This window comes from Cellvibrio sp. ATLC23, assembly GCF_057196725.1.
On record NZ_JBXUOS010000003.1, the window covers coordinates 237,284 to 251,545 of the forward strand.

Here is a 14,262-nt window from a genome sequence, read left to right on the forward strand (position 1 = left end):
AAAAAAGACTGACTTGTGCTGCCAGTCCCGCTATTTTTCAGCAACAGATGGTTTACAATGCGCGCCAGCTCTCAGTTTTTGCACTCTGGGAGCAGGCATCCCGCCCACAACTAATTCCATCCCGAACTTCAGAATAATCACCGCTGTCATCGGGTGTGGTTGTGTGTGCATAAATCATTTTTTAATTAACTGATCTGAATAATTCGACGCGGAGAAAGAGTGGATGAGCATGTTGTTTAACAACAAAATTGGTAGTCGATTATTTACCCGTACCGGTTTCACTACGCTGGCGATCAGCTGTGCATTCAATGTTGGCCTGATCGGGCTTGCCCAGGCGCAATCACAACCTGCGGTTGCCCCTGTAGCGGCGACCGAGATTGCCCAACCCGCCCTGTTTGATGCCATAGCCTCGCGTGCAAAATTGCTCGCGCGCCGTGAATACAAACCGATTCAAGCCAATATTCCCGAAGCACTGGCGAATATGAATTACGACCAATATCGCTCAATTCGCTTCCGTCCCGAAGCATCGCTCTGGCACAACGAGTCGTTATTCGAGCTGCAGCTCTTTCACCCTGGATTTTTATATCGTGAACCTATCACCCTGCATATGGCGACCAATGGCCCAGATGCCTTTGTGCAATTCAAACAGGAATACTTTAATTACGACGGCCCCGCCGCGCCGCTCGCCGGAGTTGCACCAGACAATATAGGATTTGCCGGTTTCCGCATTCACTACCCGCTCAATAGCAACGACTACAAAGATGAATTTATCGTCTTCCAAGGTGCATCCTATTTCCGCATGGTTGGCCCGGGCTTGGCTTACGGCCTATCAGCGCGCGGTTTGGCAATCGACACCGCCGAACCCAAAGGTGAAGAGTTTCCGGTATTTCGCGAATTCTGGCTGGTCAAACCAGGTCCAACAGATACGCGCATGGTGATGTATGCATTGCTCGATAGTCCATCGATTACCGGCGCCTATCGCTTTGAAATCATCCCCGGCGCGCCGACCGAGATGGCGGTAGAAGCGCGTCTGTTCGCCCGTAAAGACATCCAAAAAGTTGGCGTAGCGCCGCTCACCAGCATGTATATGTGGGGCGAAAACCACACTCGTTTTGTCGATGACTTCCGCCCCGAAGTACATGATTCCGATGGTCTGTTAATGGCCGCATCCAACGGCGAGTGGATCTGGCGCCCAATCAGTAATCATCGCCAACTGCGCGTGTCATCTATGTCCGATGAAAACCCGCGCGGTTTTGGCCTGCTGCAACGGGACCGCGACTTTGATCACTACATGGATATGGAAGCGCGTTACGAAAAGCGCCCAAGCATGTGGATTATCCCCGAAGGCAACTGGGGCAAAGGACGCGCAGAATTGGTAGAAATCCCGAGCGATAGCGAAACTAATGACAACCTGGTTGCCTATTGGGTACCCAGTAAATCGATGAAAGCAGGCAGTACCGCCACCTTTAAATATCGCCTGCGCACCTTCGATGATCATCTACCCGAAAACACCGGAGCCAAAGTCATTCGCACCCGTATTGGTTGGGGCGCAAACCCGGGGCAGGCCAATCCGCCACCGGCGAGCAAGCGCAAATTTGTAATCGATTTCCGCGGTGGGGAGTTGGATAACCTCTCGACCGATGCACCGCTAGTCGCCGAGATGCAAAAAAACGCCGGAACCATCAGCGAATTAACAGTGCGCCAACTGCCCGATGGCCGCACTTGGCGCGCCTCGTTTAAACTGGACCCCGAGGGCGACAAAGTAGCCGATATGCGTCTCTACCTAAAATTGCGCGACCAGCGTTTAAGTGAAGTCTGGAGCTATGTCTGGTACCCGGATGCAATCTGATATGACCCAGGAGTTCCGCGCCCCAGCCGATTTAACCCAACTGCCTGCGGATGCGATCAGCATCCCGGGCAAATCATTGCGCCGCTATGTGTATGTGATCCTGAGTGTGCTCACCGCCATCAGCGGCGTGTACATCATGTTCGACATCTTGCGCGCCAATGATCTGACCACACTGGAAGCCGTCATTCTGCTGCTGTTTGGCATCAGCTTCAGTTGGCTTTCGCTCGCCTTCTGGAGCGGCCTGTTCGGTTTTGTATTGCAGATGTTGCGCATTGATCCGCTCACGCTGAAATCCACCAAAAACCTACTGGCCGACACAGCGCCCATCACCTGTCGCACGGCGGTGGTGATGCCGGTGTACAACGAAGATACGCACCGCGTGATCGCCGGTTTTGAGGCGACCCTGCGCTCGCTGGAACAGACAGGTGAGATCGCCCAGTTCGATTTCTTTTTGCTCAGCGACACCACCAACCTGACCATCGCCCAAGCCGAGCGCGATGCTTGGCAGCAATTGCAGGGGCGCTTGGGTGGGTTGGGCAAGCAGGCGTTTTATCGCCGCCGCGAAAAAAATACCGCGCGCAAAGTGGGTAATATTGCCGAGTTCTGTCAGCGCTGGGGCGCCAATTACGAACATATGATTGTGTTGGATGCCGACAGCATTATGACCGGCGAGTGCCTGCTAAAAATGGTGCGCGCCATGCAGGCCAACCCGCGCACCGGGCTGATTCAAACCATTCCGATTCCGGTGCGCCAAACCACTTTTTTTGGCCGCTTTGTTCAGTTCGCCGCCGTGCTCTACAGCCCCATGCTCGCCACCGGCCTCGCTTTTTGGCAGACCGATGCCGCCAACTACTGGGGGCACAACGCCATCATTCGTATGCGCGCTTTTATCGACCACTGCGGCCTGCCGACTTTACCCGGCAAAGCGCCCTTTGGCGGCGATATTCTCAGCCACGATTTTGTCGAAGCCGCGATGCTGCGCCGTGCCGGTTGGGATGTGTTTCTGCTCAGCGATTTGGAAGGCAGCTACGAAGAAGTACCGTGCAACATTATCGATTACGCCACCCGCGACCGCCGTTGGGTGCAGGGCAATATCCAACACTTAGGCATAGTCGATACCAAAGATTTACATCCCATTAGCCGCATGCACTTTTTATTGGGCGCGATTGCCTATATCACCTCGCTAATTTGGCTATTGATGCTAGTGCTCAGCACCGCAGATGCAGTAGTGCGCGCGATCAATTCCAATGTGTATTTCACTGAGGTTTACCAGTTGTACCCCAACTGGCCGATCGCCAAAACGGAATTGATCGTAGCCTTGATCCTGCTCACCACCACACTCTTGATGGGGCCAAAATTCCTCGGGGTGGTGGTAGCTTTAGTGCATCGCCGTAAACAATTTGGCGGTGCGAAGGCGATTATCAAAGGCGCGTTTATTGAAACCATTTTTGCGGTACTGATTGCACCGATCATGATGGTCTACCACGCCTATTTTGTAATTTCGGTTTTGCTCGGTTTTAAAGTCAATTGGGATTCACAAGATCGCGAAGGCCGCCTCTTACCTTGGGGGGAATGTATTGCGCGCACTTCTAAAATGACCATCGCCGCGCTGGTGTGGGGGGCGATGACCTACACCTACGCCCCGATATTTTTTTGGTGGTTAACACCGGTCATCACCGGTTTGATTTTGGCATCGGTGCTAGTGCGCTACTCCAGTAGTTTGGATTGGGGGCGCAGCACCCGCGAACATAAAATCTTTTTAAGCCCGAGCGAGGCGATTGCCGATCCGGTACTGGCGCATTTGGATGAACTCTTAGCCATTGAGCATCCGCCCCTGGCGACACCGGCATCCATTCCAGAGTTGCCCGCCGACAACTGGACGGCAATGCCCCATCGCGAAATGGATGAGTATGTGAGCGTTAAACGCTGAGCAATTATTTGCTCAGCCCCAACCACTGATTCACCGAATTGATACGCCGGAACAGTAAAAACTCAAGCGCCAACAGCGCCAGCAGTGAAATGGCTAATAACGGTAGCAATACCGCCAAGCCAAGGGTAATCGCCACCACCGCAAAACCAACACGGGCTGGCATTGCCGGTGGCGCACCCAATACCGAATCGGGTTTGCGCTTGCGCCAGAGAATAAAGCCGCTGACGCTCATTAGTATTAATCCCACACAGGTGAGCACACCGAGCAGCAGATTAAACCAGCCGAACAAATAACCTTCGTGCGCGGCAACGCCTATTCCAATGGCGCGATCCAATAATTTTTTTTCAGCAAAACCGCTTTGTTTTTCGATGCTGCCATCACTCGCGAGCCAGACATCGGCGCGCGCGGGGCGGTTTTGACTTTGCGATGAAGCTTTCCAGCTATTGTGATGAGCGTTGGCAATACTTAATTCAACCGGCGGCGCCAATTGAATGGTTTCGGCGGCAGTTAACATTGCCGGTGTTAAATCAAATACCTCGCTGGCTTGGGCGCGCCAGTGTTGATGTTCTTCTGCGCGGCCTTGCGTCCAACCCTGCTGTGCGGAAAAATTGATTGCGCGCACTTCTTTTAAAGCGGCGCCCCATACAGTCGCCCAAGGTAACCCCGTCACTAATAAAAATAACGCGAGTGTGGAAATCCAAATACCGGTAACCGCGTGAATATCACGCCAGAAAATGCGACTGCCTTCGCGCAGACGCGGATACAAAACACCCGCCACACCTTTTGCATTGCGCGGCCACCACAAATACAAACCGGTCACCAGCAATACAATTGCCCAGCAGGCCGCCAGCTCAACCAAAATAGAACCAACATTACCGATCAGCAATTCGCCGTGAATAGTTTTGACAATATTCATTAACTGCCAACTGGTTTCTCGCTTGCCAACCACCTCGGCAGTGTAAGGGTTTACGAACACCTGCCAATTGGAGTCAGCTTGCACTTTAATCAGCACAGCTTCAGTCGGGTCTTGCGGCATACGATAGCTGAGAAATTTTCCGCCGGGGATTGCATCCAGCGCCGCTTGAATTTGTTGGTTAGCGGGCGCGCGCTCAGCAGTTGAATTTATCTGGTGAAACTGGCTTTCCTGCCAGCTTTCGTAATAGGGTTTGAATAAATAAATCGCACCGGTGAGCGCCAGAACAATGACAAACGGAATACAAAAAATACCGGCGTAAAAATGCCAGCGCCAAATGGTGCGATAAAGCCCACGGGATTGATTGGTTTGGCTAAGAGGTGCGTTGGCATTCATTTTTTAACCTTTTTGAGATCGCTTTTTAGATAGCACATTAAATACGCCCACACTTAAGCCGAGTAGTTTTTGAAAACGCATAAACCCATCCATGGGGCTCCCGCAAGTCGTCCATGACTTGAGGGTTTCAAAATCTACTCGGCTTAAGCGCGGGCTCAGATCAACTTAACCCTGTGCAAATTACATATCGTAAGAAAGACTCAAATAATAACTTCTGCCCGGCCAAGGGTGAGCGACATAACTGATCTCATCAGTGACATTATCGATACCAAAACCCAACTCCAGGTTATCGCGCAGATCGTAGGTGGTTTTTACGCCGATGCGGGTGTAGCCATCTTGCGCGCCCATCACGTTTTCGGCCGTGTCATCGTTTTGCAAGCGACCAAAACTTTTATCGGCATATTGCAGGTTTGCACTCAAATCCCAACGATCATTTGCGTGATAGGTCGTCATTAAATTACCGCGCCAGCGGGGCATACGCGGGTAATCATTGCCTTCAATACTAATGACATTGGGATTGGTATCTTCAATGGTGCTGTTGTCGGTAATAATCGATTTGGTGTAAGCGATATTGAAGCGAATATCCAACTCCGGCACTAACACGCCGTAGCGATTCAAAATTAATTCCACGCCATCGGTTTTTACTTCATCGACAGCCGAAAAAGTAGTGATTGATGGAACCGCCGAGCCACTCGGCAGAAGTGTGGTTTGGGATTCAATTGCATCCTGAATCGTTTCAGTGAACAAGTTGATCCTTGCGTAACCGGAATCAAATTGTTTTTCCAGCATCAGGTTGTGATGCAAACCGTTTTCCGGTTTTAAATCCGGGCGCGCTTCTACCGCATTTGAATACGATGCACTCTGGGCAAACAATTCTTCTACAATTGGAAAACGATAAGCTTTTGCCAGCGAGTAACGCACCAACCAAGAATCTGCTGGCACATAACCGAGGGAAAATTTTGGCGAAAATTGATTACTGGACGCCTCAACAACATTGACCAAATCAAACTCAGGCGTTGCTGAAATATCTTTGCTGTAATAACCGTCTTCACTTTGCCAGCGCTCGTAGCGGCCACCCAAGGCCAGATCCCAACGCGGGTTAATATCCCAATTCATTTGCACAAACGCGGCACTGATATTGGTTTTGCCACCACTACGGCCGGTAAAACCAGCGAAATCACCCTTAGTCCACACGGCAGAATTATATGTATCCAAATTTAATTCATAGGCTTCATAGCGTGCGCCGGTGATTACTTCCAGGCCATCAACAACCACATTAGAAAAGGTAAATTTTCCTTCCAATGTTTGCCAGCCGGTATCTTCATAATTGGTGGTTAAACCGTGCCCTTTGAATAAGGGATCTTGCAATGCATGGCTAGACGCGCGGCTGTTATCTTCCAAAATCCGGAAGTCGCTCATGTTCGCTTCAAAGTGCGTACTGTCAGTCAATTCACCTTTAATGCGCAAACCAGTGGACAAACTGCGGCGATCCAATTCGCTTGCACCCAAACGCGATGCAGGAACAGTGATTGCTACTCCATCCTGAATAAAATTGCCCGACCAAACAGTGTCGCCCGCAGCATTGGTTAAATAGGAATTGGCCGAATCGCGCAATGTATTGCGATCTTCGTACGCGATATTTAATAAACTCGACCAATTTTCAAAATCGTAACCGATTTTGATTTTGAAATTATCAGTGACCGCTTGTTCAACACCGGTATCGCCAAAATAATATGCAGGCTTACCATACACATCCGTATCGGTTATTAAACCGCTCACTGGCGTTGCATTATTGAGCGTGCGTTTGCTATCAAAATAATAAGACTGCGGCTGGCTGTTATTTTCCAACCGGTTGTAGGAGAGATACACACTTAAATCTTCAAATTTTTCGCCATAAGAGACAAAGGTTTTGTAACCTTCTAGCGTGTCATTAAAACCATAGGCAGAAAAATCCTGTACAAAATAATCCAGATCCACATGCACCTTGCGCTCTTGTGGAATCGCGGTTTCGATCAGGATCACACCGCCCATAGAATTGCCGCTGTACTCCGCCGAAAAAGGGCCGTACAAAATTTCGACCTGCGCAATTTCACTCGCACTTACCATGGTCCAACGGGGCGCGCCGCTCCAGCGGGTTTGCAATAAATAATGCAGCGGTACGCCGTCGGCAAATACCATCGAGCGCGGGGTGGCAAACATATTGGAGCCGCGCAACCCGAGAGTACCGTTGGAATCGCCAATGTAGCGCTTGCGAATCACTATGCTGGGTTCGTACTTGACCAGATCTTCGGTGGTGGTGGCGTTAATGCTGACCATATCTTCCTGCGTCAGCACACTGGTGGGATTGGTATAACCGGAGCTGGCACTGTCGCGCGCCTCGCCCCAGACTTTTACCTCTTCAACTTGTTGCGGATTTTTGCTGCGCTTTTTTTTCAGCACTTCTTCGTGCGCCTGCACCATTCCGGCTGCACTCACACTGGCGATAGCAATCGCCAGCAAGGTTTTCAGATTTCTCACTTACCCCACCCACTTATGATTTTAATTTAGGAATGGAACATTAAGTGTTTCAGTGCCACGCGCACAGTGACAAATTGTCGCAGGGGTGCGACTTGTTGTCGCTACTGAGGAGTCGTTGCGCTGGAGGGGTTAATCCAACCAGCGTCGCATCGCCGAAATATGGGAGCCGCTGGTTTTGAGGTTGTCGAGCGCGTGGCGGGCCGACTGTTCGGGGCGATTGGGTAGCGGAGCAATGCGCAGCAGGTATTCCTCTGGCTGCTGCGATGGCGATGAAGTAATCGGGGTTACAAAGGATTTAATTGGCAGCGCGCCTATGTCGCGGGCAAAACCGTCAAACATCGACCAGGAGATGGAATTTTTAATGCCGATGGCGGTGACCAAACGCTGGGCGTGGGCGCAGGCGGGTTGATCGACCAACCAGTGCAACATGGTTTTACCCAGCCCTAAATGGCGCACCTCTTGTGCGACCACCACTTGCCAGACGAACAAAGTCTGGGGTTCGGTGGGCGGATAGTAAGCGGAGACAAAACCGACCAAATGCCCCTGCCAAAATGCGGCTACCGAGGTTTTGGCAAAGTGACCGCACTGCAATAGTGTGCACTGCACTGAGTTGCCATCAAGTACGGGGGTGGTTGCGAGCAGGGCTTGCAGGGCATCGCCATCGCTGGTGAGCGGATGGCGAAATTGGATGTTGTCGAGCAAAAGATCGTTTCTGGTGTTCATCTAAACCTCCATATCGCATCTTTCCTGCATCCGGGCAGAGCTGCCAATCAGCAGGAGCCATTCAAAATTGAATTCTGGTTAACTCCGACTCCCCAAACTCTGCCAAGGTTCCCAATTCTATCTTCTTCAATAGATTGAATTGCTATAGCCGCTCACACGCAAATCGCCGTTACTTTTACGACTGCTCAGTCACTTCCGGTTTTTGATGAGGTAACCGCCGCCACAGGAGCATGACAACAATGAACAGCAGGCACACGAACAACGCCGGTAAACCCTTGTAGACATCACCGCCGTTCAAGGCCAGATCGGCGCCAAAGAAGCGCCAGAACAATACACTGCCCGCCCCCACTAACATCAACACCAATGCTTGTAAGGTGGATATGCGAATACGCCAGAGCAGGAGCAGAATCAATGGCACAAAACAGGCGCCCAGTACCGACCAAGAAAAAATCACCAATGCAAATACCGACTGGCGATTGAGCAGTGCCCAACCCAAGGCGGCCAAGGTCACTAGGGCGGTGGCGATTTTGATGCCGTAGCGCGAGGCAAATTGACGGGGGAATAAATCCTGACTCAAGAAGGATGAACAGCTCAGCAACAGGGAATCGGCGGTGGAGATAGTCGCGGCAAAAATACCCGCCAGCACCAAACCGACCACAACTGGCGGCAGCAAATCCATGGCGATACTGGGCAGGGCTAATTCGCCATCAAACCCGGCGGTATCCGGCAGATACAACCGCGCCAGCATACCGACTGCGGTGGCCATGCAATAAAACACGACAAACCAGAAGTAATACCAGCAGCGGGTGCGCGCCAAGCCACCTTCGCTGTCCAGCGCCATAAACCGCACCATGATGTGCGGCTGAGCCACCACCGAGAAACCAGCGACCAGCCAACCAATAAAAAACAGCGCCACACCGCCATAACCGGGGATTAATACCTCTGCCGGTGCGAGCGATAAAAAGCCGGGAATATCCGCCCAGGCCCCCATAATCACCTCGGTTCCACCCAGTACCGACACCAAACTGAACAACATCACCGCCATGGCCACAATCATCACCAGCGACTGGGCGGCATCGGTCCAGATGGAGGCGCGTATACCGCCCGCCAGACAATAGGCCATCACCAGTACTGCACCCAGAATCGCGCCCGACCAGGTGGGCCAGTGCAACAATACTTGCAGCGCTTTGCTGCCCGCCACTAACTGCGCGGCGGCGTAGGCCAGCAAAAAAATCAGCGCCATTAGCGCCGCTATTTTGCGGAAGCGGTTATCGCCAAAACCGGCCCATTGATGCAGCACACCAAGATAACTGGATTCATTGTGTTGCATGGCAACGCGACGCAATTGTTTATGCACCCAGAGCGATGCGAGAAAATCCCCCAGAATCCAGCCAACCATTAATAAACCGGCCGACAAACCCACCGCATAGGTGTAGCCAATCACGCCGATAAACATGTAGCCGCTGTTGTTAGTTGCCACCGCCGACAGCCCCACCAACCAGGGCGGGACACTGCGGCTGGCGAGGTAATAGTCCTGCGCATTATTGCGCTGCAAACGGCTGGAGGCCAAACCCACCAGTAAGAATAAAAATAGACATATAACAAAACTGATGAGCATCCAAACCTCTCGCAGATGAACGCATAATATGATGTGTTAGTTATTGTCTTTATGCATCATTTTTTGATTTAGGTATTTTTGATTTAGGTATTTTTACTTTAATTTTTTATGTAGATGTTTCTAATCTAATTATGCGGGGCAACTGTTTTGGTCATGGTTTCATCCAACAGCCGCTTGAACGCCGGCAGCGGGTGCAAAGGTTGCAGAGCGGGATCTTCGGCAAAATCATCCAGCCGCGCATCACCCTTAATCAACGCTTGGGTGAGAAATTTAATGGCATCATCAAAATGACCCAGCGTGGTATGGGCGCAAGCGAGCTGATAAAACGCATGGGCGTTGGTGGAGTCAAGTTGCAGTGCACGCTGGCATAAATTGATCGCCCATTGCGGCTCGTTAGTTTCCAGCGCGGCATCCGCTTTGTAGGTGATAGCTTCGCAGTCTTGCGGATTTAGCGCGAGGATTTGATCGTAAATCGCAATTTTATTGGCGGGGCTATTTTCTTGCGCAGCGCGCAACCAGAGCGCATGAATGTCTTTGGTGCGCTCGATTGCCTCGCGGTTTTCATCGATATTGGTGGATTTTTCTTGCAGTTGTTGCTCAATTTCGCGCAGGCGATATTCATAGGCGCCAATTAATTTGCGCAATTCTTTATCAGCCAGGGTGCCCATTTTTTCTTTCATTTCGCGAATCGATGTCCAACCGACAATCACCAACACCGAACTTACGGCCGCAATAATGTAGAAAAAATTAGACACTGTATTAGTCGCATAACTGACACTGCGATCTACCGCTTCAATTTGGCGATCCGTTATCTGTTGAATAAACTCCACGCGCTGCGCGGCCATATCCACACGCAACGCTTTTAATTCATCCAACACATAACGTTCAGTAAACGCGCTGTAAAGCGGCGCTTGCAACTGCTCCACCTGCTGCTGCGCGCGCTCGGCAGCGTCGGTCGTTTGAGTTGCCGCTTTAGCTTCTTCGCTTTGCACTGCAACGGGCTGAGCCTGAATGCCTGCCGCAAATAACAGGGGTAACAATACAATCAGCAATAATATAAATGCCCGCTTAAAAGCGGAGTCTTGCCTCATGCTATCTCTTCCGCAGTTAATTCATAAGCGCCTTCAGCGTTGTGCACTTCGCGCCCATTCAGCGGCGGATTAAATACACAGGCCAACTGCAACTCTTCAAACGCACGCAAAATATGTTTGTCGTGTTGATCCAGTACATAAAGTGTACCGGGCTTAATCTCATGGGTTTCATTTTGCGCAATATCAAATATCTCACCTACACCGCTAATGCAGTACACCGCTTCAATATGGTGTTGATAATGCAGCGCTAACTCAGCATCTTTTACAATGCGGGTGATATGAAATGAAAAACCCGCGTTATCACTTTTTAATAACAGGCGATTACTTTCCCAACCGGGCGCACTTATAGAACGCCCCTGTAGCGGAGCATCCGCCAAACGTCTAATCAACATATGTGCATGTACCTCTTTTGATTTTTTAGCGAATCGCGCAGAGCGATTTGTCGCTATTAATGTCGATCTCTGCAAATGGTTCTGGCAGTTATATTTACGCTGTTTTCAGCGATGGATATTCCTGCAGCGCAGCTTTAAAAGAGCGCCCCAAAATATTCAAACCTTTTAACAAATCTTCTTCGCTAATGGTCAGCGGGCAAAAGCACTTCACTACCTGACCTTGGTTGCCCGCAGTCTCAATGATCATGCCGCGCTCAAATGCGTGCTGTGAAATAGAATCGGCAACTTCACCACTGGAGCATTCGATACCCTGCATAAACCCACGCCCGCGCACCATTCTCGCCAACGGCTTATTCGCATCGACTATGGCTTGCAAACTGCGGGTAATAATTTCGGCTTTATGTTTAATATCCTGCTGAAAACGATCATCGCTCCAGTAGGCTTTTAACGCCGCTGTCGCGGTGACAAATGCATGATTATTGCCGCGGAAGGTACCGTTATGCTCACCCGGCTTCCACACATCCAGTGCCGGATTTAACAGCACTATAGAGAACGGCAAACCAAAACCGCTGAGCGATTTGGACAGGGTCACTATGTCTGGCTTGATACCGCTGGATTCAAAACTGAAAAAACTACCAGTGCGACCGCAACCCGCTTGAATATCATCGACAATCAACAAGATGTCGTGTTTGCGACACAATTTTTGCAGGCCTTGCAGCCAGCTATCGCCCGCTACATTTAAACCGCCCTCGCCCTGCACCACTTCTACAATGACCGCAGCAGGCAAATCCACACCACTGGATGGATCGCTCAACAACTTATCCATCATCTTGATCGTATCTGTATCGCGCCCGTGATAACCGCAAAATGGCATGCGCTCAATATTGCCAAGTGAAACACCGGCGCCATTGCGATGATGTTCGTTACCAGTTGCCGCGACCGCGCCAAGTGACACACCGTGGAAACCATTGGTAAACGCGATAATTTTTTCGCGGCCTTTTACTTTGCGCGCAATTTTCATTGCCGCTTCAACTGCATTGGTGCCGGTAGGGCCGGTAAATTGCACGCGGTAATCCAGATCGCGCGGCTGCAAAATCACATCGCGCAGCACTTCCAAAAATTCTTGCTTGGCGCCGGTGTGCATGTCCAAACCATGGGCAACACCATCGGCTTCAATGTAATCCAGCAAGGCCTTTTTCAGCAGTGGATTATTGTGGCCGTAGTTCAATGAACCTGCACCGGCTAAAAAATCCAGATAAGGTTTATCTTGCTGGTCGAACAGGTAACTGCCGCGAGCACGTTGAAATACAATCGGAAAATTGCGTGAATAAGACCTTACTGCAGACTCCATCTGTTGGAAAACTTGCATAGTCCAGCTCCTCATTTTGGTTAAAAGTATCCCGTGAACAGACGCAGGCCTGCCCGATAGGAAAAATAATGGGTGAGTTAATTAATCCAGCCAGCGTCTGCCAGGCGACAAACCCAAACTGCTACGTAAATCGGAATAGGAATGCGTGTGCGATTCCTGTGGGCGGTTGGGCAGAGGGGAAACGCGCAGCAGATACTCGTCGTCATGTTGGTTAGCAAAATGACGCTCGCGCTCGAAGTACACATCCTTTGCCACTAGCGCTTGCCAATCGCGCGCCAAACCTTCAAATAACTTCCAGGAGGCACTATTGTCAGGTGTGATAGTGGTAATCAGATGGCGTGCATTTTCCGTCGTACTTTGCGCAACCAACCAATTGAGCATGCGCTTGGCCAAGCCGTGGCCACGGAACTTAGCATCGACCACTACCTGCCAGATAAACAGCGTTTCAGGGTCGTTTGGCACTAGATAGCCAGAGATAAAACCGATGATTTTGCCATCGATAACAGCGGCGACAGAGGTATCGGCAAAGTGCTGGCACTGGAGTAAATTACAGTAAACCGAGTTGGTATCCAGCGGCGGGCTAGCAGCTACTAATTGATTGAGATGAAAACCGTCGGTGGCACGGGGATGACGCAACTCCAACTTGTCCTCAAAAAGATCGTTTCTGGTGTTCATTAAACCTCCATAGCGCGTCTTTATTAAATGCATCTTGCTGAGGGCATTTTTATTACAACACTAACCATTAAAATGCCCGGTTAAACAGGGTGATGTTTAGAGCCCCAAGCAACACGGGGTAGGAGCTCATCAGCGGCAACTTTTGCTGCCTCGATGCAAGTTATTTCATTAGTATACTAAGTATTATGTAAAAAGTCCATGACAGGATAATGACGAACAAGTGACAAGGCGCACAAGAACAGGCATGCTGTCACCTCACACAACCCACTATTTACGTGATAAACCGCAGAATCCTTCATGAGCCAGATAGATCAAGTACTTACCAGCCTCCGCCGTGTGATACGCGCAATTGATTTGCACTCAAAGCAATTAGTAAAGACTGTCAGTGTCACCGGCCCGCAATTGCGCCTGTTGCAACTGATCCGCCGCGAGGGTGATGCCACCGCCAGCGAACTGTCTGAAGCCATGAGCCTGAGCCAGGCCACAGTGACCAGTATTTTGGATCGTCTGGAGGATCGCGGCCTGCTGGAACGCATTCGTTCGCAGACCGATAAACGCAAAATCCATCCGCGCCTGACCGAGACCGGCTCCCGCTTGCTCGACCAAGCCCCCACCCCACTGCAAGATAGCTTTGTGCGCAAGTTCGACCAGCTACAGAGCTGGGAGCAACACATGATTATCGCCTCACTACAGCGACTGGCCGAAATGATGGACGCCGAAGATATAGATGCATCGCCCTACCTGGATTTGGGCTCGCTAGATCGCACTATCGAAAAAGAATAAAAAGAA

11 protein-coding genes are annotated in these 14,262 nt (G+C 50.7%); 3 read left to right on the plus strand and 8 right to left on the minus strand.

All coding sequences use genetic code 11. From position 1 onward, the window contains the following. The first annotated feature begins 223 nt into the window (after positions 1-223). Together AC2CG4_RS06660 and mdoH are read left to right on the plus strand one after the other, a co-directional pair. Positions 224-1,849 (plus strand): OpgD/OpgG family glucan biosynthesis protein, encoded by a 1,626-nt coding sequence (locus AC2CG4_RS06660; RefSeq protein WP_484485503.1) that lies wholly within the window; start codon positions 224-226, stop codon positions 1,847-1,849. Further along, complete coding sequence (mdoH, locus tag AC2CG4_RS06665) at positions 1,839-3,779, plus strand: glucans biosynthesis glucosyltransferase MdoH (protein ID WP_484485504.1); 1,941 nt, start codon at positions 1,839-1,841, stop codon at positions 3,777-3,779. Before AC2CG4_RS06660 ends, mdoH begins: the two co-directional genes overlap by 11 nt. A gap of 4 nt (positions 3,780-3,783) precedes the next feature. Here the strand turns inward: mdoH and AC2CG4_RS06670 are convergent, their stop codons facing one another. The 8 genes from AC2CG4_RS06670 to ectA form a co-directional block, all read right to left on the minus strand. Beyond that, entirely contained in the window at positions 3,784-5,088 is a 1,305-nt protein-coding gene (locus tag AC2CG4_RS06670; protein ID WP_484485505.1) for a PepSY-associated TM helix domain-containing protein, read from the minus strand. Between the two features lie 180 nt (positions 5,089-5,268). Further along, a complete protein-coding gene (locus AC2CG4_RS06675; RefSeq protein ID WP_484485506.1) occupies positions 5,269-7,605 on the minus strand; it encodes a TonB-dependent receptor in 2,337 nt (778 codons plus the stop codon). Between the two features lie 129 nt (positions 7,606-7,734). Further along, a complete protein-coding gene (locus AC2CG4_RS06680; protein ID WP_484485507.1) occupies positions 7,735-8,328 on the minus strand; it encodes a GNAT family N-acetyltransferase in 594 nt (197 codons plus the stop codon). 175 nt (positions 8,329-8,503) lie between these two features. Beyond that, positions 8,504-9,946 (minus strand): sodium/proline symporter, encoded by a 1,443-nt coding sequence (locus AC2CG4_RS06685; RefSeq protein ID WP_484485508.1) that lies wholly within the window; start codon positions 9,944-9,946, stop codon positions 8,504-8,506. 125 nt (positions 9,947-10,071) lie between these two features. After that, the gene (locus AC2CG4_RS06690) at positions 10,072-11,037 is read right to left on the minus strand and encodes a TPR end-of-group domain-containing protein (RefSeq protein ID WP_484485509.1); all 966 of its coding nucleotides are present in this window, start codon (positions 11,035-11,037) and stop codon (positions 10,072-10,074) included. Next, entirely contained in the window at positions 11,034-11,429 is a 396-nt protein-coding gene (locus tag AC2CG4_RS06695; RefSeq protein ID WP_484485510.1) for an ectoine synthase, read from the minus strand. Before AC2CG4_RS06695 ends, AC2CG4_RS06690 begins: the two co-directional genes overlap by 4 nt. Positions 11,430-11,523: 94 nt before the next feature. Continuing rightward, a complete protein-coding gene (gene ectB, locus AC2CG4_RS06700) occupies positions 11,524-12,798 on the minus strand; it encodes a diaminobutyrate--2-oxoglutarate transaminase (protein ID WP_484485511.1) in 1,275 nt (424 codons plus the stop codon). 81 nt (positions 12,799-12,879) lie between these two features. Next, on the minus strand, positions 12,880-13,473 hold the full coding sequence (gene ectA, locus AC2CG4_RS06705) for a diaminobutyrate acetyltransferase (RefSeq protein ID WP_484485512.1): 594 nt from the start codon (positions 13,471-13,473) through the stop codon (positions 12,880-12,882). Positions 13,474-13,770: 297 nt separating this feature from the next. Here ectA and AC2CG4_RS06710 point away from each other — a divergent pair, with 297 nt between their 5' ends. After that, a complete protein-coding gene (locus AC2CG4_RS06710; RefSeq protein ID WP_062064483.1) occupies positions 13,771-14,256 on the plus strand; it encodes a MarR family winged helix-turn-helix transcriptional regulator in 486 nt (161 codons plus the stop codon). Positions 14,257-14,262: the final 6 nt, after the last annotated feature.